Raw genomic sequence first — 21,302 nt, forward strand, 5'->3', positions numbered from 1 at the left:
CTCCCGAAAGGAGTATATCAATGATTAAACGGCGGAACCTGCTCGCCGGTGGCGCGGTACTTGCAGCCAGCAGCGCCCTCTACGCTTGGGCAGATAACCGCTTCACGTCTCAAGCAACCGATGCGGCAAACCGTCCAGTGTTGCAGTTTCCGCCGCTGATCGACACGGTCGACACAGGAAAATTCCTGGTCACCGCCCAGTCAGGCACAACATCCTTCTTTCCGGGCCATCCAGCAGAAACGATTGGCTTCAATCAAGCCTATCTCGGACCCGTGGTTCGGATAAGCAACGGCGCGCTGCGGCCGAGTGTGGAAAACGGACTGTCATGGCCGGTCAGCGCGCACTGGCATGGCCTGGTGGTGCCAGGCAAACACGACGGAGGGCCACACCTGCCCGTCAAACCGGGAGAGGTATGGGCGCCGGACATGGAAATTGGACAGCAAACCTGTACCGCCTTTTTTCATACCCACATCCATGGTCGAACCGCGCGCGATGTATACGCCGGTCTGGCTGGCGTACTGCACATTGCAGACGGGTTAGACGGCGAAAGAGGTTTGCCGGACACCTACGGTGTCGATGACCTGACGCTGCTGCTTCAGGATCGTCGCTTCTCCAGGGACGGCCAGCTTGTCTACGCCAACTCAATGATGGACATAATGCATGGCATGACCGGCGATACGATCTTGGTCAATGGTCAGGTAGGTTCAGTTGCCGCTGTGCCGAAGTCAGTCGTGCGGCTACGCTTGATCAACGGTTCGAATGCCCGGATCTATTCACTGTTTTCCAGCGACGACAGACCCATTCACTTGATCGCAACGGACGGTGGATATCTGCCAGCCCCGGTACAGCTTGAGACGCTCCGCCTCGGACCGGGAGAACGTGCCGAGATTCTGGTCGACTTCTCGGATGGTCATGGCATGTCGCTGATGAGTGAGGGTGACCCCAATGCGGGTATGGGCGGCATGATGGGAAGGGCCCGCGGCATGCTCGATGAAATAACCGGAGGCAGGCGGTTCGAAGTGCTTCCGTTCCTGGTCGACGAGCGGCTTGCCGCCAAAGTCACCCGCATCCCCGATGTGCTCGGTGGAGATCAACCTGACCTCACAGCCGCCAGAGTGTCAAAGCTGCGCAACTTCTCTCTCGATATGGGCATGGGAGGTGGAATGATGGGATCTGGCGGAATGGGTCGCGGCATGATGGGCGGGATGGCCATCAACGGGCAGCCATTCGACATGAGTGTCATCAACGACCGCGTGCGCCTCGGCGACACCGAGAAATGGGTGATCAGCACCAGCATGCTCGCACATCCATTTCATGTTCACGGTGTCTCCTTTCAGGTGATCAGTGAGAACGGAAGAGAACCGCGGCCGGAGAGCCTGGGATGGAAGGACACGGTCGTTGTCGACAGCCAAACCGAGCTGCTTGTCCAGTTCACGCAGCCAGCGTCCGAGGAAACACCGTTCATGTATCATTGCCATATTCTGGAGCATGAAGATGCCGGCATGATGGGGCAATTCACAGTGAGCTAACCACGCGCGGCGGCTTGCTACAACGTAGAGTCTGGTAATTGCTTATAGCCCGCATCGTCCGGTATGATTTGCCGTCTATGGCTTGCCGCGGCCCGCAGGCTAATGGCAGAAGGGAATGGAAAATCTCGACCGCACGTCCGTCCTGTCAAGACATCGACGGAGCGGATTGCAACCTCACTTCATGAGGTATTTGGCCAGAGCGGCAATGGCCAGGATTACCAGAATGGCAATTAGCAGCATCCAGACACCGCCAAGCCCCATAAACCCACTTCCCATTGTGTCGTTCATCATTTTCCTGCCCCCGTAGCTTTGGCCCCTATGGTTTGCCGTTGTGTAAGCCAGACCACGCCAAGCGGGATGAAAATCCATTGCAGCAGCGGGCTCAGTCCTGTTCCGAACGGCGGCACCAGTGGCATGAGATCGGAGTAGGTCCAGCGCTCCGATATGTTGGTGTAGTAATACTCAAAACCAACTGTCAGAGCGATGCCGACCCCGATGAACAAGAGCGTTTGCCAAGCTTTGGGTGCTTCAAACCAAAAGCGGGATCGTGCGGCAGCACTGGTAATCCAGAATGCAGTCAAGGCGAATCCGACATCCCCGAATGTCGCCGAAGAACAGAGCTTGATGCCTTCCCAATGGTTCATCTCGATCATGCCCGCATAGGTGGGTGCCTGCCAGAACTCCCAGACAAAGTGGAGCAGGAATGAAAACACGATTACAGAAAATTCGGGAAGGCGCGTCATGTTGTTCGGTCTCTTTCCAGGAAGCCTACGCCTCAACGCCTGACACCCTAATGGTTACGGTAGGGGGAAGGTCAAGCTGCCTCCGTGACTTGCTCAAAGGGAGCCACGATCATACCAGTGTTCAATGACACGCATGACTATTGCTGGACAAACAGTTGATCCGATCCACTCAATTCCTCCATACGCGGAATTACGAATTCTTGTTCCGGTTACTGATGACAAGCGGGCGTTGAAAAAACAGATTGGTGCCGGACCGATGGCAGCCAGGCCGTAGGCCAGATACCAACGTACGCAGAGCAAGATGATTGATTGGTCGAGATTGCGGCCTTTGAACATTGTCATCTCCCAAAATCTCAAGAGATGATTATCGGTCGCCGGTTAGCGTAGAGTTTGCAACAGGGCCGTCTGAGGGGGTAGGACAATGAGATCATGGCCGCACTGGACATGGTGCTTGTAGGGTTCTGACTGTACCGTGCTTCTTTCTCTGGTGCCGAAAAGTTAACGAAACAGGGTCAGGATCTATCTAAAAATTCCATAATAAAGCTTATGCAATATTTTGCCTAAGTTGTTGTTAGAAAACATAAAATACGTACCTTGTCCATTCACCTGATTTGGATCGACCAGGAAACAGGTGCCGAACGTATCTCGCCTGCGCTTGATACCCTCCGCAGCCCCGACCTGCCTCCCTCATCCAGATCAACAAATGCGAGCAGAAACACACTTGGTCACGCTTGAACAGACCAGACGGCACTTGATCAACTCAATTGCGTCGTCGAACCAGCCCCAAGGGAGCGCGACATGACGCCCGCAGTTATGTCCGTGGAACCGCTCCCTGCGAGAAATGCGCCACCTTCGAAGTTGTACGGCAACTTACCCTGCAATCATATCGGTTACGAGTCAAAGCAGCCTGGAGGCCCGTTGCTTTCGGGAAGGACTATTGGCGTCGCGTTGCGGGCCGCGCTGTTGGCTGAGCGTACGCTTCCAAGCGATCTTCCCCCTCCTGGCGGGCATCCCTGACGCGGTAGCAGACGGGGAGCATTGAAGAGCGACGGAAACGACCGTGGTGCCGCTTGCGCGCAGCGGCCGGCAAGGGAGGCTTCGCCGCTTTTGGCCCCGAAACCTGCGACCCGGCACAAATGCCAGCTTGCAAGACGCGCCCTTGTCCTGCCTTGCTCTTCGCGGCCTCCGGGGTCCGCCCCGAAAAGACCGGGAGCGGAAACCCGAACAGAGGACGCGCAGGACGCGGAAGAAAGAATGGAAAAGGCAGATCTGGAAGAGCTGAGAAGAAAGGTCGCCTGCGGAGCGGTGCTGGAAACAGCGGGTTTTGCCGTCGACCAAAAGGAAAGCACCCGCAGGGCAATCAAGTACCGCCGGGGCAACGGCATCATCATTGTCATCCATGATGGCCAGGGGTGGTTCGATCCCCTGTCCGATGCCAAGGGCGACGTCTTTCGTCTTGTCGAACATCTCGATGGCCTCCCCTTTGCGGCTGCCCTCTATGTAGTCGCCGACCTGGTTGGCTTCGTGCCGACGGCCCCCGCGTGGCAGCGGCAATCGCGTGAACGGATGCCGGATCTGTCGGTTTCCGAGCGCTGGTCGGCGCGTCGCAAGCCCTGGCCCGGCTCGGCAACCTGGTGCTACCTGCAAGACCAGCGGTCACTTCCAGACACAGTTCTGCAGAGGGCAAACGCCCAAGACATTCTCCGTGAGGGCCCGCAAGGCAGCATGTGGGCCGTCCACCGGGATCCGTCGGGAACGGCAACCGGATGGGAAGAACGGGGACTCGTCTGGCGCGGTTTTGCCTCCGGCGGCGCCAAGCTGCTCTTTGCGCTGGGCGGCGAAACCTCGCTGCGCCTTTGCGTCACCGAGGCCGCGATCGACGCCATGAGCCTTTATGCGCTTGAGGGCATGCGGCCAGACACGCTCTATCTCAGCACCGCAGGCGGCTGGTCACCGACCACGACCCAAATGGTGTTCGCACTGGCCAGGCGCCCGGGCAGCGAAATCGTGGCCGCCAGCGACAATAACCGGCAGGGCGACATTTTCGCTGCAAGGCTCAAGGGGCTCGCCATTGATGCCGGGGCCGGTTTCGAGCGGCTGCGGCCCGAACTGGAGGACTGGAACGAGGTTCTGAAAGCAGAGAAAAGAAAGAAGGACGGAAAAGAGGAGGAGAAGAACGGCTGCCGCATACCCGCCGGCTGCCTCAAGGGTGAAGCTCCGCCCGGCTGATGCCGGCCCTTGACCCGGCCGGACGGAGAGGCGGCTGCGGGAAGGGGTCCGGAAGGGCTGAAGAAGATGGTGATGCCGAAAGGGTGCGCCGCGCTCCAGCCCGTGACAGGCCTGGAAGGAGCCCGCCATGACCTCTCTTGCACCCATCCGAAAAATCTATTTCGGCATCGCCGACCGCCATCAGATGTTCAGACTCTTCGACCGCCATGCTGGGCGACCCGACCGCTGGCAGAAAGACGACAGTGCGCTTTACGCCGGCGAATGGTTCGAAATTTCACAAGCCCAACATGACTCCATGCTGGAAATCCTGCCGCCGCTGTGGATGCGCAGCGAGATGTTCGCCATGCGGGAATTCCTGACCGGCAGCATCACCAGCGTATTCTATACGCTGCGCATCAACCAAGTGACGCGGTTCTTCCACGCCTATTGCGATCTTTCCGATCCGCGCTCGCCCTATGATATGCGCGATGCAATCGTCGAGCGCGAGCGCCAGCCGGTCAAGGCAATGACGCGTGAAGAGCGTATCGAACACATCTGGAGCGCGACCGATAATGATTATCGCGGTTATGCCGGCGCGGACTTCCGGCCCGAGCATCGCGGCAAGCGCACCGTCATTGTGTACGGTCGGCCTGGCACCAGCTTCCAGCTGCTCGAAGAACTGACCGACGTGCAAATTTCCGAAAAGCTGCCGGTGCATCTGCGCCACCTGCCGCTGCCCGAAGCCGCGTGAGGGTCGTCATGTTCACCTTTCCAATCATGGCAGTGCGTAAGGTCATCGCGCACGGCGAAGAGGATGCCGCCGCCAATGGCGGCTTCCGCAATCCCTACTACGGCACGAGGCCCGGCGAGGGCGAGAAGTCCGGCTTCTGGCTCGTTGGCGACGAGGGCGTCTACATCATCTCCAACGGCAAGCTCGCCGAGGGCCAAAAGCCGCTAGTCGTCTATTCGAATGAATGCCACCCGAAGGGCACTGATGACTGGTGGGACTACAAGCGCCGCTATTTCGGGCGCGATGACGGTATCGAGTTCATCGACGCCGACCTCGTCGTTCCGAGTTTCGACCGGAACTTCGGGGCCACCTATCTCGGCATCCGGCTGACCGAGAACGACATCTCGTTCTCACTGATCACGCGTTAAGAGGCCGGTTCTTAGTACCGGCCTCTCAGCCTTGTTTGGTCAGGAGATCGAACCGAAAAAGTCTGCAACTTTATCTGATCTCCCTCCAACCCATTTTTCAAATCCGCACGTGGCAAATGCTGCCGGGCCTCCCGGCGGTGCGGTTTCGTGCGCCCGCGTCACAGGAGACAGCAATATGTCAAATCACGATCACTTCACCCTCGACATGCTCGGGGGTTCGCAGAGCGCCCTGTTATCGGGGCTCGGCCTTGGCGTTACTGCCTTTGCCGACGACCCAAAAACGAAAGCGGCCGAACCCGATCTTCCATCCGTCGCTCAGGCCAACGGCCAAACTCCGGCCGCCCCTTCCCGCAAGCCCGATTCCGATGACACGGGGCACGGCAGCAACTTCCACCTTTCCGGAAGCCGCGATCTCGCGAACGGCTGGAAAGCCCGGGCGCGCGACAATCTCGACGCCATTGCCCTGGCTGCGGCGATTGCGGCCGAGGATCGGCCCGCGACGGCGCAAGAACAGGCTCTTCTCATCCGCTTTACCGGCTTTGGCGCCTCCAATCTTGCCAACGCGATCTTTACCCGGCCGGGCGAGCAGGGATTCCGCAAGGGCTGGTCCGAACTTGGCGAAAAACTGCAAGAAACGGTCTGCGAGGCCGATTACGCCTCGCTTTCCCGTTGCACGCAATATGCCCATTTCACGCCCGAGTTCATTGTCCGGGCGATCTGGAAGGGCCTCGAACGGCTCGGCTGGCGCGGCGGCCGCGTCCTCGAACCGGGCATCGGGACCGGGTTGTTTCCGGCCCTGATGCCGGAGGCGTTGCGTGAAGCCGCTTTCGTGACCGGCGTCGAGCTCGATCCGGTTACCGCTAGGATTGCGCGGCTCCTGCAGCCGGTTGCCCGCATCATCGAGGGCGATTTCGCGCGGACCGATCTTCCTGGGCATTTCGATCTCGCCATTGGTAATCCGCCATTCTCGGACCGGACCGTTCGGTCCGACCGTGCCTATCGTTCGCTCGGTCTGCGCTTGCATGACTACTTCATTGCGCGGTCGATCGATCTGCTGAAACCCGGTGCGCTCGCCGCCTTCGTTACCTCCTCCGGCACAATGGACAAGGTGGATGCGACGGCGCGCGAACACATCGCCAAATCCGCCAATCTGGTTGCCGCGATCCGTTTGCCCGAAGGCAGCTTCCAGCATGACGCCGGCACCGATGTCGTCGTCGATATCCTGTTCTTCCGCAAGCGCAAGCCGGGGAGAAGCTCCCGGCGACGCCAACTGGCTCGATCTGTCGGAAGTCATTTCCGCCACTGAAGACAGCGAGGCCATCCGCGTCAACCGCTGGTTCGCCCATCACCCGGATCATGTGCTCGGCCACCACGCAACGACATCCGGCCGCTTTGGTGAGGCCTATACCTGCTTGGCTAATGACGGCGATCTCGAAGCCGATCTGGATGATGCTATCCTCTCCCTTCCGGAAGCCCTTTATGACGGCGAGCCCGCCGATATCGATATCGATCTGGAACTTGGGACGACCCTGACGGACGTCGCCAGACCGGAGGATGCGCACGTCCGTGAGGGCAGTTTTTTCTTCGACGCCTCAAAAAGGCCTTCTGCAGGTCATCGACGGCAAACCCGCACCGGTTCCCGTCCGCAAGGGCCGGTCCGGAGATGGCTTTTCGGAAAAGCAGATCAACATCGTCAGAAAGCTGATCCCGGTCCGCGATGCGGTGCGTGCAGTCCTCAAGGCCCAAGAGACCGATCAGCCGTGGCGGGACCCTCAGGTAAAACTGCGTATTGCCTGGTCGAGTTTTGTGCGCGATTTCGGGCCGATCAATCACACCAAGGTCTTGATCGCCGAAAATGAAGAAACCGGCGAAACTCGCGAGACGCATCGCCGCCCGAACCTGCAGCCCTTCCTCGACGATCCGGACTGCTGGCTCGTTGCTTCCATTGAGAACTACGATCTCGATACGGATACCGCGAAACCCGGCCCTATCTTTTCCGAACGGGTCATCGCCCCGCCGTCGCCTCCAGTCATCACTAATGCCGCCGATGCGCTTGCTGTCGTTCTGAACGAGCGAGGCCACTTCGACATCGATGATATGGCCGAGCTTTTGCATGAGAACCGCGAGACGATCATCGAGGAGCTCGGCAGCGCGATTTACCGCGATCCGGCAGATGGGTCATGGCAGACCTCGGATGACTATCTCTCCGGTTCCGTGCGCGACAAGCTGGCGATCGCGGAAGCCGCGGCCGAACTCGACCCGGCCTACCAGCGCAATGTCGAGGCCCTCGAGGTCGTGCAGCCGGCCGATCTCAGCCCCTCAGAGATCACCGCCCGCCTTGGTGCGCCATGGATCCCCGCCAGCGATGTCGTGGATTTTGTCAGGGAGACAATGGGTGCGGACATCACAATCCGGCACATGCCGGAGCTCGCCTCCTGGACAGTCGATGCCAGACAGCTCGCCTATCGTGCCGAGGGTACATCCGATTGGGGCACTAAGAGACGACACGCAGGCGAGCTGCTCGCCGATGCGCTCAACAGCCGCATCCCGCAAATCTTCGACACGATCAAGGACGGCGCCAGCGAACGCCGGGTTCTCAACGTTGTCGACACCGAAGCTGCGAAAGAGAAACTGAGCAAAATCAAGTCCGCTTTCCAGACATGGGTCTGGTCCGATCCGGGTCGCACCGACCGGCTGGCCTGGGTCTATAATGATCGGTTCAACAATACCGCGCCCCGCTCTTTCAACGGGGATCATCTCCAACTTCCGGGCGCCTCAGGCGCCTTTGTTCTTTATGGCCACCAGAAACGGGGCATCTGGCGGATCATCTCATCCGGCTCCACCTACCTCGCCCACGCTGTCGGCGCCGGCAAGACCATGACCATGGCGGCCGCCATTATGGAACAGCGCCGGCTCGGCCTCATCTCGAAAGCCATGCTGGTCGTCCCCGGCCATTGCCTTGCGCAGGCCGCCCGCGAATTCCTGGCGCTCTATCCAACGGCGCGCATCCTGGTCGCCGACGAAACCAACTTTACCAAAGACAAGCGCCATCGCTTCCTGTCGCGCGCCGCCACGGCCAATTGGGATGCAATCATCATCACCCATTCGGCCTTCAAGTTCATCGCCGTTCCCGCCGCCTTCGAGCGGCAGATGATCGAGGATGAACTGACCCTCTACGAGGAATTACTCACAAGGGTCGAAAGCGATGACCGTGTCTCGCGTAAACGCCTCGAACGGCTGAAGGAAGGTTTGCGGGACCGGCTGGAGTTGCTCGGCTCAGTCAAGGATGATCTGCTGACGATATCCGAGATCGGCGTCGATCAGATCATCGTCGATGAGGCGCAGGAGTTCCGCAAACTCAGTTTTGCCACCAACATGTCCACGCTGAAGGGCGTCGATCCAAACGGATCGCAGCGCGCCTGGGACCTCTATGTGAAATCCCGGTTCATAGAGACGAAGAACCGCGGCCGCGCACTGGTGCTCGCATCGGGGACGCCGATTACCAACACGCTCGGCGAGATGTTCTCGGTTCAGCGCTTCCTCGACTTTGAGGCCCTGAAAGAACGCGGTCTGCACGAGTTCGATGCCTGGGCCTCAACCTTCGGTGATGTAACGACCGAGCTCGAACTGCAACCGTCCGGCAAATACAAGCCGGTCTCGCGCTTTGCCACCTTCGTCAATGTGCCGGAACTGATCGCTATGTTCCGCTCCTTCGCCGATGTCGTGCTTCCTGCCGATCTGAAGCAATATGTGAAAATCCCCGCCGTTTCGACTGGCAGGCGCCAGATCGTTGCCGCCAAACCGACCGAGGATTTCAAGCTCTATCAGCGGGTGCTCGAGGCGCGCATCAAGGCGATTGAAAAGCGCGAGGGTCCGGCCCAGCCCGGTGACGACATTCTGCTTTCCGTCATCACCGATGGCCGCCATGCGGCGATCGATCTGCGGCTGGTCGATTTCGACAATGACAATGAACCCGACAACAAACTCAACAGGCTGATCGCCAATGCCTTCCGCATCTGGAGCGAGACTGGAGAAAATGAGTACCTGACCCGTGACGGCAAGCCCTTCGATCTGCCGGGCGCGACGCAGATGATCTTCTCCGATCTCGGCACGATCAGCGTCGAGAAATCACGCGGCTTTTCCGCCTATCGCTGGATCCGCGACGAGCTCGTCCGGCTCGGTGTTCCAGCTTCCGAAATCGCCTTCATGCAGGACTTCAAGAAGTCCGAGGCCAAGCAGCGGCTCTTCGCTGATGTGAATTCCGGCAAGGTCCGCTTCCTGATCGGATCGTCCGAAACCATGGGTACAGGTGTCAACGCCCAGCTTCGCTTGAAGGCTCTCCACCATCTCGACGTGCCCTGGCTTCCCTCCCAGATCGAACAGCGCGAAGGCCGCATCGAACGACAGGGCAATCAGCATGACGAGATCGACATATTCGCCTACGCCACCGAAGGCTCGATGGACGCGCAGATGTGGCAGAACAACGAGCGCAAGGCCCGGTTCATCGCTGCGGCCCTCTCAGGCGACACGTCCGTTCGCCGGCTCGAAGATCTGGGGAGGGGCAGGCCAACCAGTTCGCAATGGCCAAGGCAATCGCTTCCGGCGATCAGCGCCTGATGCAGAAGGCGGGTCTCGAAGCCGACATTGCCCGGCTCGAACGCTTGCGCGCCGCGCATCGAGACGATCTCTTCGCCGTTCGCCGCCAGATCCGCAATGCCGAGCGCGATATCGAGCACGACACGCGGCGGATCTCCGAGATCGGTAAGGACATCGAACGCAGGATTCCGACAGCAGGCGAGGCCTTCGCCATGACCGTGGGCGGCCAATACTTCACCGAGCGCAAGCCCGCCGGCCGGGCGTTGATGAAGGAAATCATGACGCTGGTACATCTTCAGGAAGAGGACGAAACGGTCATCGCAAATATCGGCGGCTTCGATCTCGTCTTCTCCGGCAAGCGCTACGTTCAGTGCGACTTCCAATATGACGTTGCACTCGTCCGGACCGGCGTGGAGACCGACATCGACCTTGCGCTAACCGTCACGCCGCTCGGTGCGGTCTCGCGCATCGAGCATGTGCTTTCCGGTTTCGAGGACGAGCGCTCGCAATATCGCTTCCGCCTCGATGACGCGGAGCGCCGGTTGGCCTCATACCAGACCCGCCAGGGTGGAGAATTCGGGTTCGAAGACGAGCTTGGCGACAAACGCAGGCAACTCGCCGGGATCGAAGCCGATCTGGCGGACGAGGTCCTGATGGAGGGGAAGAAAGCCATGGAGGTGGCCTGAAGATGACGGAGAAAGGGGACCGGTCGCAGACCGGTCTGACCGGTGACGCATTCGCTCAACCGCCGCCAGCGCCATCCCGGCCTGTTGGTCAGCGCAGGGCGTTGCGCCCCGCTCGCCCTACCGGGCAGGGATGCTCGGCCGCAATTGCACCGGCCCGCCCGCTCAGCGGTCTGGGGGAAGTCTTGAGGAAAAAGACGAGAAGAGGCCTGGCGTGGTGCCGGGTCACCAATCCCGAAAAAGGAGTTCCCCATGCATATCATCAAGATCGACCCGCGCGCGCTCAAGGATAATCCTGACGACGCCCGCCGCTCGAAATCCAATCCGCAATCGGACGCGCTGATGCTGGCGACCATCAAGGCTGTCGGCATCATCCAGCCGCCGGTCGTCTCGCCCGAAGCCGATGGAGGCAATGGCTTCATCATCCAGGCCGGGCACCGGCGCACCAGGCAGGCGATCGCCGCCGAACTGGGCGAAATCGAGGTCATCGTCACGGACGCGGCCGATGATGGCGGCGCCATGCGCTCCATGGTCGAGAACATTGCCCGCGAACCACTCAATCCGGTCGATCAATGGCGGGGCATCGAGCGCCTTGTTGCGCTCGACTGGACCGAGGAAGGCATCGCCGCAGCACTGTCGCTTTCGGTGCGCCAGATCAGGAAACTCCGGCTGCTCGCCAATGTGCTGCCCGCCATGCTCGACCAGATGTCAAAAGGCGACATGCCCGATGAACGGCAACTCAGGATAATCGCTGCTGCCTCGATCGCTGAGCAGAAAGAGGTCTGGAAGGCGCATAAGCCCAAGAAAAACGAAACGACCGCCTGGTGGTCCGTGGCCCAAGGTCTTTCGAAAACCCGCATGTATGCGCGCGATGCCAGCTTCGACGATGAGTTGGCGCAAGCCTATGGCATTGCATGGGTCGAGGACCTCTTCGCCCCGGCTGACGAGGACAGCCGTTACACGACCGATGCCGAGGCCTTTCTCGGCGCGCAGCAGGAGTGGATGACCAACAACCTGCCCAAGAACGGCACCATCACCGAACTCAATGGATGGAATGGGCCCGAGCTGCCCAAGAAGGCCGAGCGCGTCTACGGCAAGCCGACGAAATCCGATCACACGGCAATGTACCTCGACCGCGACGGCAAGGTGCAGTCGGTTGTCTATCGGTTGCCCGAGGCGAAAACCGCCAAGGGCAAAACGGAAGATGGCGGCGCCACTCTGCCGGCGAAACGGCCCGACGTCACCCAGAAAGGCCAGGATATGATCGGTGATTTCCGAACCGACGCGCTTCATGAAGCGCTTGGCCGCGCACCGATCGAGGACGATACGCTGATGGCGTTACTCGTCATCGCCTTTGCCGGTCAGAACGTCCGCGTTGATACCGGGTCCGGCAATACGGGTTCATTCCGAAGCCAGATCGCGCCCCATGCCGCAACCCTGGTCGATGACACCGGCAAGCTGTCGTTTGATACGGATACGCTTCGGGTTGCAGTGCGTTCGGTGCTGATCGAGGTGCTGTCGTGCCGCCGCAACATCTCCAACAGCGGCATCGTCTCGCGGATCGCGGGCAACGTCGTCGGGGCTGACAGCTTCTTGCCCAATATGGGAACCGAAGACTTCCTGCAGTGCCTCTCGCGGCAGGCACTTGAGGCGGCGTGCGCAGATAGCTCGGTTCTGCCACGCGACAAGGTTCGCGACACGCGTGCCGCCCTTGTGGAGCATTACCGGGAGGAACGCTTCGTCCACGGATCGGCGCTCTTCGCGCCGGACGCGAACGAACTCGCCGATTGGAAGGCCCGCAACGAGATCGTCGAGGATGAGAACGTCGGCGATACTGAAGGCTCTGTGGACGAGTCTGAAGCCGGCGACACCGACCCGGACGCGGTCTCCGAAGGTTTCCGTGAAGCCGCCGAATAGCGGTCTTCTTCCTTCCGAACGCACATCACGTCGCCGGCATCGTCCGGCGGCGCTTTCGTTTCCCATCCATCAATCAGGAGGACATCCCATGTCCGCACAACAGATCTACGACCACGCACCTCTGGGTGCGATCATAGGCTATTCCGACGGCACGCCACGCCTACCCGAACGGCATCGCCGCAAGCTTCAGGCGTGGGAGCGCCACAACAATAAAGGCCAGCTCGTCAGGAAACAGGCCGGAGCCAGCATCGGTGCCACCGGCGTCCCAGCGAGTTTCACCCTTCACGAGGGAGATTTCGCCAGCTTGGCCGTCATCGTGCTTCGGGTTTTCAAATCCTTCTCGGTCGATAGTGATCTCACCTTTACCGTGCTCAGATCTCCATCTGCCGGCTCTGTTCTCGTTTTCAGCCACCCCGGCGATGCGGGCGAACTGGTTCACGTTGCCGACAACCGGCCGGCCGCCGATGAATGGTTGTCCCGCCACGGCTATCCCAATGCCATGTTGCACGAAGTGACCACTGAGGAGGTGGCGGCGGATCATGTCGAGGGCTGGGTGGCATGGTGAAACCGCTTTCCACCCATCTGGTCGCCGTCCACTTTATGGTCGATACGATAGGTGTAAATCCCCGCTCAGATGTCATTGCGGCGCTGGAGGCACACCTCGATCATCCTCTCCGTCAGGTTCCGGCTTCAGGCATAATCGTCGATTGGGCCGTTGCCGGTAAGGATCTCGCGGACTTGATGATACCAACCATCATTCCTCCCGATTACTCTGCGGGAACCACACCGTTTCCGGATTGGCCCTCGGCACAGCCGCGAAGGGCAGCGCCATGTCGATGATCACCTCGTCACACCTGCTCTGTCGCATGGAGGCCGCACACCGTCAGACACGAGACAATCTCGATCGGATCGAACGCCAGATTTCGGCCCGTGCGGAACGCATGACGATGACAGCCAAGGCGAAGGCGAGATCGCACCCGCGTGGAGGATCGCGTTGGACCCGGTCAGACGAAGCCCTGTTCCGGTTCCATATCGACGCGCTCAACTTCGAACGGCGTGGCGAAATCGATGCGTTGACGCGAAAACTCATCCGTCAGGAACGAGCGATCGCAGCTGTCAGTGTCAAGCCCGCCGACGACCAGTCAGGCACAAAAGCCGATACTCAGCCCATACTGTGATTGGGGCAAAGGACCCGGGCTTGGGTCATCATCATTTCCTTCACATAAGGCGCCGGTGATATGCCGCCCCTGACGGCCTCCCTTCGGTTCTGGTCGCGGTCGTAAACCGGCGGTCGGAGCCTTCAAGGCCGCTGGCGCGCCGCGGTGCGGCCGTACGCACCATCCTCGCCAAACCAGCCCCGCGGGACGGCGCGAGGGCTAAAGGCCCTGCTGGCCCGCAGGACGGGTTCGCTCGTCATGGTCCGCGCGGACCCTGAAGCCTCCTTCTTTCCGCCGGTTTCTTTTGCCCGCGCCCGAAGGGAGGGCCGGCAGGGGCCGGCTTGAGCCTTCGGTCAAACCGTGAAGGAAAGGAATTTCACATGACCAGCAACGCTCGTCCCTCCCGTCAGTCCGGCAAGGTCGTCCAGCTCCGCAAGAGCGCTTCCCTCGAAATGGTCCGGCTCGCCTGCCCCGACAGCGCTCAGGCATTCCTCATCTCCGAAAGCTTTGGTCTTCCCGTCATCGACAGCGACGGCATCCGTGATCTCCACCACAAGATCATCGTCGACACGGCTGAAAGCCTCAATGAGGGCTTGGGGGACCGGGCCATGCAAATCCACCTTCAACGTATTGTCGGTTCTTTTGTCGGCTCCGCTCATGGCGCAGGCCAGTTCTACTCGCGCGCAGTTACCGAGGCCAGGGACGCTACGGCGAAGGGCTCCAATGACTCTCGCGACGAAGATCTTGACGGTCCGGTCGGGTTCAATGGTGCGGCCCAGCGCAAACGCGAGTTCGCGGCCGATATGGGCCTGCAGGCGCACGCTCTCAGATGCGCAGCCGAAGGCGTTGTCAGCGCTTACGAACAGGTGATTGGCGAATCTTGGAAACCTTTCACGCGTCAGGTCGAAAACCCCGGTCAGACCGTCGATCGGAGGGCGACTGAGCTGCAGATGGCGGCTCTTGGATGAGCGGTTCGGGCGGAGCTTCGGCTCCGCCCACTATCAATTCGATGGCTAACCCTGCCACGGGTCAATGACGACCACGCCGGTCTCGTGGAAATCCTTCACATTGCGGGTCACCACGGAAAGATTGTGCACCAAAGCGGTCGCCGCAATCAAAGCGTCGGCTTCGTTGCGACGGTCGGGGATGTGAAGTTGGGCGCATCGTGTCGCGATTGCGTCATCGATGGGAAGAATGCGGCCGGCAAATTGCGGCCGGACATGGTCGTCAAGCCATTTGCGCAGCCTGCCACCTTGTTTTGGGTCGCGTCGTTGGACGCTCAGCACACCGCGTTCTAGTTCGAGGATCGTAATCGCCGAGATAAGGAAGGTGGTCGCGTCCTGTGCAGCGACCCAGGCGGTCACATTAGTGTCGGCACGACCGTCTCCGGCCTTCCGCAATTCAGAGATGACATTGGTATCGAGAAGAAAGGTCAACTGAGATCAATTTCCCGCGGCATGATCTCAACACGGGACGGCGCAAATTCGATTTCTGATAGTCCGGGCATGGAAAGTGCATCGACGAGGTTATGTTGCTGACCGGTCAACCGCTCGAACTCTGCATAGGTCATCAGGACATGGGAGGGCTTGCCCCGGTCGGTAATGACAACCGGGCCATCCCTGGCAGCCTTCTTTGCACGGCTTACATCCTGGTTCAGATCGCGGCTCGAGACAGTCGTAATGGTCATAACGCACCTCTTGTAGGTATGTATCTACATATAGCATGCAGCGCGCGAATTGCAACGGAACGGTGAAGATATTGCCGCTCGCCGGCTAACGGACATCCGGTGTTACGGACCCAACCGATCCACGTCGCCTTGGCGAACCGATCGTGCACGGCCGGGCTCTATCTAGAACGCAACCCAATCCCGCTCTTTTGAGGGATGGCATTCCTGGCGCGGCGCGGACTTCCACGATCAACCCGTAAAGGGTCCGCTAGCTAGCTGCGGCCGCTTGGCTTTGCCTGCGCGGTGATCGCGTCCGCTTGGCCGCACACTAACGGAGCCATCAGAGCGGGAATTGGCCCGCTCCAACGATGGAGCCGAACATGCAGCACGATCTTTCCCTCGCCCAGAAACACGCCTGGAACCTCGCCCGCACCCTCATGATTCCGGTCATCCTCTTCAAGTCCGACGACGAATATGGCGTCCTGCCCGCCGACGAGGTCGACGACGCCGAGATAGTCATCCTCTTCGAATACGACCCTTACACCGGCGGTCATTCTGTCCACTGACAGCTCAACTATTTCCTGTCTCGAAGGCGGCGCACTGCGCCGCCTTTCCGCTTTACCGGCACACCGGCCGTGGTCCGTCCCGGGAAAGATCCGGGCGGAGCCGGCAGCACCGGCAACGGCTTTGCCGTCCTCCTCTTCGTTCCGGCCCTTCGCCACCCCGCCGCGCTGCGCGCACCGAGGCCTCGGCTCGGGTGCCGCTCCGGCCTTGAGCCCCGCCGTTTTCGGACCTCGTGACGGACCGCGATCGGCGCGGTCCTGAAATCAGGAGGTCTGAGAATGAAAAAGAAAGAGAAAGAGAAAGAGAAAAGCCCGCGCGTCGATATCTATGCGCGGATCACCGAGACGATTGTCACTGAACTGGAAAAAGGTGTCCGGCCCTGGATGAAACCCTGGAGCGCGGGCGGGCTCGAAGGCCGGATCACGCGACCACTCCGGCACACCGGCGAGCCCTACACGGGCATCAATGTCCTCCTGCTCTGGTCCGAAAGCCTCGCCCGAGGCTTCGAAGCGCCACTGTGGATGACCTACCGGCAGGCCGGTCAGATCGGGGCACAGGTCCGCAAGGGCGAGACCGGCGCAACCGTCGTCTATGCCAGCCGCTTCACGAAGACCGAAACGGATTCCCGTGGCGACGAGGTCGAGCGGGATATCCCGTTCCTCAAGACCTACACCGTCTTCAATTGCGATCAGATCGATGGATTGCCTGAGCACTATTATCACCGGCCGGACAAGATCACCGATCCGATATCGCGCATCGAGCACGCGGACCGATTCTTCGAACATACCGGCGCTGTGATCCGCCACGGCGGCGCAAAAAGCCTTCTTCGCTCCCGCAAGCGACCATATCCAGATGCCGCCCTTCGAAAGCTTCCGGGATGCGGAATCCTACGTCGCTGTGCTCAGCCACGAGGCAACCCACTGGACGGCGCCAGCGCACCGGGTCGGACGCGATCTTTCGCGTTATCACAAGGATCGCTCCGACCGCGCTCGCGAAGAACTCATTGCCGAGCTCGGAAGTTGCTTCCTGTGCGCCGATCTTGGTGTCGTGCCTGAGCTGGCGCCCCGGCCGGATCACGCCAGCTACCTCCACTCCTGGCTGAAGGTCCTCAAGGGCGACAAACGGGCGATTTTTCAGGCGGCGGCACATGCACAACGCGCCGTGACCTATCTGCACGGCCTTCAGCCGGCTCGGGCAATCGAAGAGCGGGAGGCGGCCTGATGCTCTCGCTCTCCAATGCTGGTGCAGAGGGCGAACCGCCCTCTGCCATTCGCCTGCGCGCGCTATCGCTCGGTGCCCGCGTCCACTCGACGACACTCGCACTGATGGCGGCCGATGGCGCGGTCGGGCCCATAACCCTCACCATCGATCGCGACGATAGCCCACGACCACGGAGCACCTGTGCCACCTGTCTGGCCACATCACGAGGTGCCAGAGCAGAACCCCGGCAACAGCCGCGCAAGCTTGCGAGCGGTACGTCACATTCGGATAGATGCCTGTTCTCTCTTTTTTCCGGTCGCGCGTCCGGTCACCGGAGACGCGGTGAGGCTGGCCCGGATCACATGAATGCCCGATGCATCAATCATTCTGCCTTGAGCTGTGCCTGGAGCGATCTTCCGATTGTTCGACCGTTACGGGTGGCAGTCGGCATGTTTGCCGCGTCCTGGCCCATTCCTTTTGTCGTCGTATCTCACGGAGCTCGCCCAATGCGGTCTCGATTTGGCATGTCTGACCGGCAAGTGGCTTCGCCTCGCTCGGCTTGTCGCAACGGCGGGCCGGAACTTTTCTTCCCCTGCGAACTGACGTTCGCATTCCTCGCGGGACAAGAAAGCCCCGTCCCGCCGTCCTCCATTTCATTCCGGCCTTTCAGGTGTGCGCCGATCGTTGCCGATCTCTTCGACAGCCATCGAGGCCGCGATGGGCGCGGCCCGAAACATCAAAAAGGAATAGGACAATGGCAAACATCGGCACTTTCACCACCACCAAGAACGGCTTCACCGGCCAGATCAAGACCCTCGCACTCAACGTCAAGGCCCGCTTCGAGCGCGTCGAAAACCCATCCGACAATGGCCCGCAGTTCCGCATCTTCTCCGGCGCCGTCGAACTGGGCGCCGCCTGGCAGAAGCAGGCCAAGGGAACCGAACGTGACTACCTCTCGGTCAAGCTGGATGACCCGAGCTTCCCGGCGCCGATCTACGCCACCCTGGTCGAGGTGGAAGGCGACGAGGGCATGCAGCTGATCTGGTCGCGCCCGAACACCAACCGCGACTGATCTCCGCCAAGGACAAGGGCTCCGCCTCTAAGGCGGGGCCCTTTCCATGTCAGCACGCAGTGATCGCTCTTACCGTTTCGGTTGGCCCCCGAACGCATCATGATATCCGCGCCGTCTCTTGCTTCGCTCCAGATGCTCGAATGCCAGATCGGCATCGTCAGTGGTGGCGAATGTCTCTATCATTGTCTGGCCGCGCGTCCCGATCCTACCCCAATCACGAATGAGAGATGCACCGCCGAACAACGTAGGCTGAACGCTGAGGCAATAGAAGCGCCTCATGTTCTGTGCCGGATCGATGCGGCGAAGATGGACCGGCTCTCTCTCGCGTAAGGACATGGAAAGAGTCTCGCCGAGCGGGACTCTTGTGTCCAATCAGTTCTATGAATCGATAAGCCGTCATCGATTCACGCCATTCATCCTGGTTTTTCCCGATGAAACCGGTTCTCGTGAACCACCGCCTTCATGTCGTCGCGCCGGAACCAAATAGCCCGACCGCACCGAAGTGGCGGATTGCCCGAGGTGAAAACGATCTGCTCGTCACCACGCATCCGCAACACTTCTTCGGACAGGATTAGCGGCCGCCCCGCCAACTGCTTTGACCGCGTTCGCGAAGATCCCGACATCTGCGATGTGCGGCTCAACTGGTCGACCTCGACGGTGGTATTGCCACACCGGCGTGAGATGTATTCTGCCGTTTCCGGATCGTTGATCGCGGCGAATGAAACCCAGGACGCGCTCTCGAACCACTTCGATGTGGCGTCGCGGCCACCATAGGATTCGCGCATTTGCCCTATCGACTGGAACAGCATCAGCAGGCTGATCCCGTATTTGCGACCGGCATCCCTCGCGGTCTCCAATATGCGCAAATACCCGAGCCGTGCCACCTCATCGAGCAGGAACAGAGTGCGGCCTTTGATCTCTCCATTCCGGTTGTAAATGGCGTTGAGAAGCGCACCGATGATGGTGCGGGCCAACCCCGGATGGGCTTCCAGTGTTTTCAGATCGAGATTGACGAAGATGTCGGTCTTGCCGCCGGCGACATCATCGGTTGAAAAACTCGAACCCGAAACAAGCGCAGCATAGTTCGGGTAGCTCAGCCAGTGTGTTTCCTTGATCGCATTCGCGTATACGCCTGAGAAGGTTTCCGGCGTCATGTTGACGAAGGCGGCGACGTTCTCCCGCACGAATGCGGATTCGGAATTGTCGTGGATCCTCTGCAATCGCTCACGCAATTTGGGCTCAGGTTCGGACAGGTTCATGCGCATCTGGCGCAGCGTCTGGTTTTCCTTTTCCGTATGCCCTGACAGGCAGACATCGGCGACCAACGCGGTTATGAGCTGCAGGGCGGAGGCACGGAAGAAGTCGTCCCGTATCGAGACCTGCCGTCCCGTATCCGTCACGACCCAGCTCGCCACGGCAACGACATCTTCTTCCTTCGTGCCATCGTAGCGGCCGATCCAGTCGAGCACGTTGAAACCCAAAGAGGTATCCTTTGGGCTCAGCACGAAGACCTCACGTCCGGCCTTGCGCCGGTGCTCGATGACCATGGGCGCGACCTCATTGGACGGATCGAGCGCCACCAGGCCGCCGCCCCATTTGAGCGCTGTGGGGACCGTGACCGACGTCGTCTTGAACCCGCCCGACCCAGCGAAGACCAGGCCATGTGTCGATCCGAAAGACGCGTCGAAGCATAAGAGCTGCGACTTGCCCCCTGCCCCCCACGAATGTTTGTCATCGACCCGAAACGTGTGGCTTGCAACGCTGTCCTTGTCGACGCGATAGCCTTCCCCGACAACGATGCCGCCGTCTTCGCCAAACATGCGTTTGGCCTCGCTAAGCGACATCCAGTCTGCTGAACCATGGATCGCGCGCTTTCCTGTTAGACGGCGTGGCTGCGTTGTGGCGAATGCAGCATCACCGCGTAGCCAAACACGAAGAGCAAAGATGCCGGTGACAAAGCACAGCATGGCGCCGATGCCGGTTGGAGGGTCCGCATATTCGATCAGCCGATGGCCATTTGGAGCTGCATCTGCGAAGCCATGGAGGCGCGAGACCTTGCGCATTACGGCAATGGCGATCACGCCGATCGCACCGACCAGAACACCGATACCGGCTGATTTGATGGTGATGGCGCCGCGCACCGCGAACAGAAAGACGATCCCCATTGCCGCAGCCGCGGCATAGGGCAGAGCCAAGCCGACACGTCCGAGCGTCTGTTGCGCCTCGGCGGAATTTCCGAACTGCGCCAACCAGGTTTCTGAGCCAGTAAGCCCGATGCAGACTGCTATCATCAAGGCGCTTGGCGCGATCAGCATAAGAATCTTAATCGCGGTCATCGGAAAACGCCTTCTCGCCGATGGCGATCAGCCGATTGCGCTCGGTATCATCGGCCTTGATCCGGCTTGCGGCGTCGATCAGAAGCCCGAGCAGGAGCGCGCGCTTCTCATAGCGCAGGCCCGCCTTGGCAATGAGCCCCCCGAGCTGGATTTTCTCGCGCGTGTCCTTCTTGCGTGCTTCTGACTGGCTCGCCTGTTTCATCCGCTCAAGCCTCGTTATTCGCGCCCGAAGACGAACCAGTGGAGTTTTGCGCGGGCGGGGATTTCCGGGTCTCGCTGCCGCCGCCGCGAAACCGTCTTGCCAAATCCTCCAAAGCCTCGACGAGTTTGGCATCGTCGATCTCGATCTCTCCGAGTCCGGCCTTGAGCGCGATCCGGCCGATCCGTTCAGCCTCGCGCGTCTCTGCGGCCTTCAACTGCTCCTGGAGTTTGGCGATCTCTTCTTTGATTCTGGATGATGGCTTCTTCATTCC

The 21,302-nt window shown here is 60.3% G+C and carries 20 protein-coding genes and 2 pseudogenes; 14 read left to right on the forward strand and 8 right to left on the reverse strand.

Annotated elements, in window-relative coordinates; genetic code table 11:
* The first annotated feature begins 20 nt into the window (after positions 1-20).
* The gene (locus ACK6D9_RS22915; protein ID WP_152007393.1) at positions 21-1,529 is read left to right on the forward strand and encodes a multicopper oxidase domain-containing protein; all 1,509 of its coding nucleotides are present in this window, start codon (positions 21-23) and stop codon (positions 1,527-1,529) included.
* 287 nt (positions 1,530-1,816) lie between these two features.
* Here the strand turns inward: ACK6D9_RS22915 and ACK6D9_RS22920 are convergent, their stop codons facing one another.
* Together ACK6D9_RS22920 and ACK6D9_RS22925 are read right to left on the reverse strand one after the other, a co-directional pair.
* On the reverse strand, positions 1,817-2,272 hold the full coding sequence (locus ACK6D9_RS22920; RefSeq protein WP_412051911.1) for a hypothetical protein: 456 nt from the start codon (positions 2,270-2,272) through the stop codon (positions 1,817-1,819).
* A gap of 261 nt (positions 2,273-2,533) precedes the next feature.
* A pseudogene (locus ACK6D9_RS22925) lies at positions 2,534-2,608 on the reverse strand (IS6 family transposase); the annotation flags it as partial.
* 918 nt (positions 2,609-3,526) lie between these two features.
* Here ACK6D9_RS22925 and ACK6D9_RS22930 point away from each other — a divergent pair.
* From ACK6D9_RS22930 to ACK6D9_RS22975, 10 genes are all read left to right on the forward strand, one after another.
* Positions 3,527-4,501: a DUF3991 and toprim domain-containing protein gene (locus tag ACK6D9_RS22930; protein ID WP_412051912.1), complete on the forward strand. Its 975-nt coding sequence runs from the start codon at positions 3,527-3,529 to the stop codon at positions 4,499-4,501.
* A 127-nt stretch (positions 4,502-4,628) separates the two neighbouring features.
* Entirely contained in the window at positions 4,629-5,231 is a 603-nt protein-coding gene (locus tag ACK6D9_RS22935; RefSeq protein WP_412051913.1) for a DUF1419 domain-containing protein, read from the forward strand.
* A gap of 8 nt (positions 5,232-5,239) precedes the next feature.
* Complete coding sequence (locus ACK6D9_RS22940; RefSeq protein WP_412051914.1) at positions 5,240-5,638, forward strand: DUF3085 domain-containing protein; 399 nt, start codon at positions 5,240-5,242, stop codon at positions 5,636-5,638.
* 175 nt (positions 5,639-5,813) lie between these two features.
* A complete protein-coding gene (locus ACK6D9_RS22945; protein WP_412051915.1) occupies positions 5,814-6,944 on the forward strand; it encodes an N-6 DNA methylase in 1,131 nt (376 codons plus the stop codon).
* Positions 6,945-7,204: 260 nt separating this feature from the next.
* The gene (locus tag ACK6D9_RS22950; protein WP_412051916.1) at positions 7,205-10,255 is read left to right on the forward strand and encodes a DEAD/DEAH box helicase family protein; all 3,051 of its coding nucleotides are present in this window, start codon (positions 7,205-7,207) and stop codon (positions 10,253-10,255) included.
* Positions 10,219-10,920 carry a hypothetical protein gene (locus ACK6D9_RS22955; RefSeq protein ID WP_412051917.1) on the forward strand — a complete coding sequence of 234 codons (702 nt, stop codon included), beginning with the start codon at positions 10,219-10,221 and terminating at the stop codon, positions 10,918-10,920. Before ACK6D9_RS22950 ends, ACK6D9_RS22955 begins: the two co-directional genes overlap by 37 nt.
* Before the next feature lie 249 nt (positions 10,921-11,169).
* Entirely contained in the window at positions 11,170-12,834 is a 1,665-nt protein-coding gene (locus ACK6D9_RS22960) for a ParB/RepB/Spo0J family partition protein (RefSeq protein ID WP_412051918.1), read from the forward strand.
* 88 nt (positions 12,835-12,922) lie between these two features.
* Positions 12,923-13,399 (forward strand): hypothetical protein, encoded by a 477-nt coding sequence (locus ACK6D9_RS22965; RefSeq protein WP_412051919.1) that lies wholly within the window; start codon positions 12,923-12,925, stop codon positions 13,397-13,399.
* Positions 13,400-13,664: 265 nt separating this feature from the next.
* Positions 13,665-14,012, forward strand: coding sequence for a hypothetical protein (locus ACK6D9_RS22970; protein WP_412051920.1), 348 nt, complete (start codon positions 13,665-13,667; stop codon positions 14,010-14,012).
* 359 nt (positions 14,013-14,371) lie between these two features.
* Positions 14,372-14,959: a hypothetical protein gene (locus ACK6D9_RS22975; RefSeq protein WP_412051921.1), complete on the forward strand. Its 588-nt coding sequence runs from the start codon at positions 14,372-14,374 to the stop codon at positions 14,957-14,959.
* Positions 14,960-15,004: 45 nt separating this feature from the next.
* Here ACK6D9_RS22975 and ACK6D9_RS22980 read toward each other — a convergent pair whose 3' ends face one another.
* On the reverse strand, positions 15,005-15,427 hold the full coding sequence (locus tag ACK6D9_RS22980; RefSeq protein ID WP_269391465.1) for a type II toxin-antitoxin system VapC family toxin: 423 nt from the start codon (positions 15,425-15,427) through the stop codon (positions 15,005-15,007).
* Positions 15,424-15,678 carry a type II toxin-antitoxin system Phd/YefM family antitoxin gene (locus ACK6D9_RS22985; RefSeq protein ID WP_412051922.1) on the reverse strand — a complete coding sequence of 85 codons (255 nt, stop codon included), beginning with the start codon at positions 15,676-15,678 and terminating at the stop codon, positions 15,424-15,426. Before ACK6D9_RS22985 ends, ACK6D9_RS22980 begins: the two co-directional genes overlap by 4 nt.
* Positions 15,679-16,037: 359 nt before the next feature.
* On the opposite strand from ACK6D9_RS22985, the gene ACK6D9_RS22990 reads away from it, so the two are divergent.
* The 3 genes and pseudogenes from ACK6D9_RS22990 to ACK6D9_RS23000 all read left to right on the forward strand — a co-directional run bounded on the left by ACK6D9_RS22990 (position 16,038) and on the right by ACK6D9_RS23000 (position 18,493).
* Entirely contained in the window at positions 16,038-16,223 is a 186-nt protein-coding gene (locus ACK6D9_RS22990) for a hypothetical protein (protein ID WP_269391467.1), read from the forward strand.
* 276 nt (positions 16,224-16,499) lie between these two features.
* Positions 16,500-17,442: pseudogene (locus ACK6D9_RS22995) on the forward strand (ArdC family protein).
* Positions 17,443-18,175: 733 nt separating this feature from the next.
* Positions 18,176-18,493, forward strand: a complete 318-nt coding sequence (locus tag ACK6D9_RS23000) for a DUF736 domain-containing protein (protein ID WP_252917542.1) — start codon at positions 18,176-18,178, stop codon at positions 18,491-18,493.
* A 69-nt stretch (positions 18,494-18,562) separates the two neighbouring features.
* Here the strand turns inward: ACK6D9_RS23000 and ACK6D9_RS23005 are convergent, their stop codons facing one another.
* From ACK6D9_RS23005 to traC, 4 genes are all read right to left on the reverse strand, one after another.
* Positions 18,563-18,829 (reverse strand): WGR domain-containing protein, encoded by a 267-nt coding sequence (locus ACK6D9_RS23005; RefSeq protein ID WP_412051923.1) that lies wholly within the window; start codon positions 18,827-18,829, stop codon positions 18,563-18,565.
* Positions 18,830-18,906: 77 nt separating this feature from the next.
* Entirely contained in the window at positions 18,907-20,829 is a 1,923-nt protein-coding gene (traG, locus tag ACK6D9_RS23010) for a Ti-type conjugative transfer system protein TraG (RefSeq protein ID WP_412051924.1), read from the reverse strand.
* Positions 20,816-21,031 (reverse strand): type IV conjugative transfer system coupling protein TraD, encoded by a 216-nt coding sequence (gene traD / locus ACK6D9_RS23015; RefSeq protein ID WP_412051925.1) that lies wholly within the window; start codon positions 21,029-21,031, stop codon positions 20,816-20,818. Before traD ends, traG begins: the two co-directional genes overlap by 14 nt.
* 4 nt (positions 21,032-21,035) lie before the next feature.
* A complete protein-coding gene (traC, locus tag ACK6D9_RS23020) occupies positions 21,036-21,299 on the reverse strand; it encodes a conjugal transfer protein TraC (protein ID WP_412051926.1) in 264 nt (87 codons plus the stop codon).
* Positions 21,300-21,302: the final 3 nt, after the last annotated feature.

The sequence above is a fragment of the Hoeflea sp. Naph1 genome (genome assembly GCF_046837775.1).
Taxonomy (GTDB): domain Bacteria; phylum Pseudomonadota; class Alphaproteobacteria; order Rhizobiales; family Rhizobiaceae; genus Hoeflea.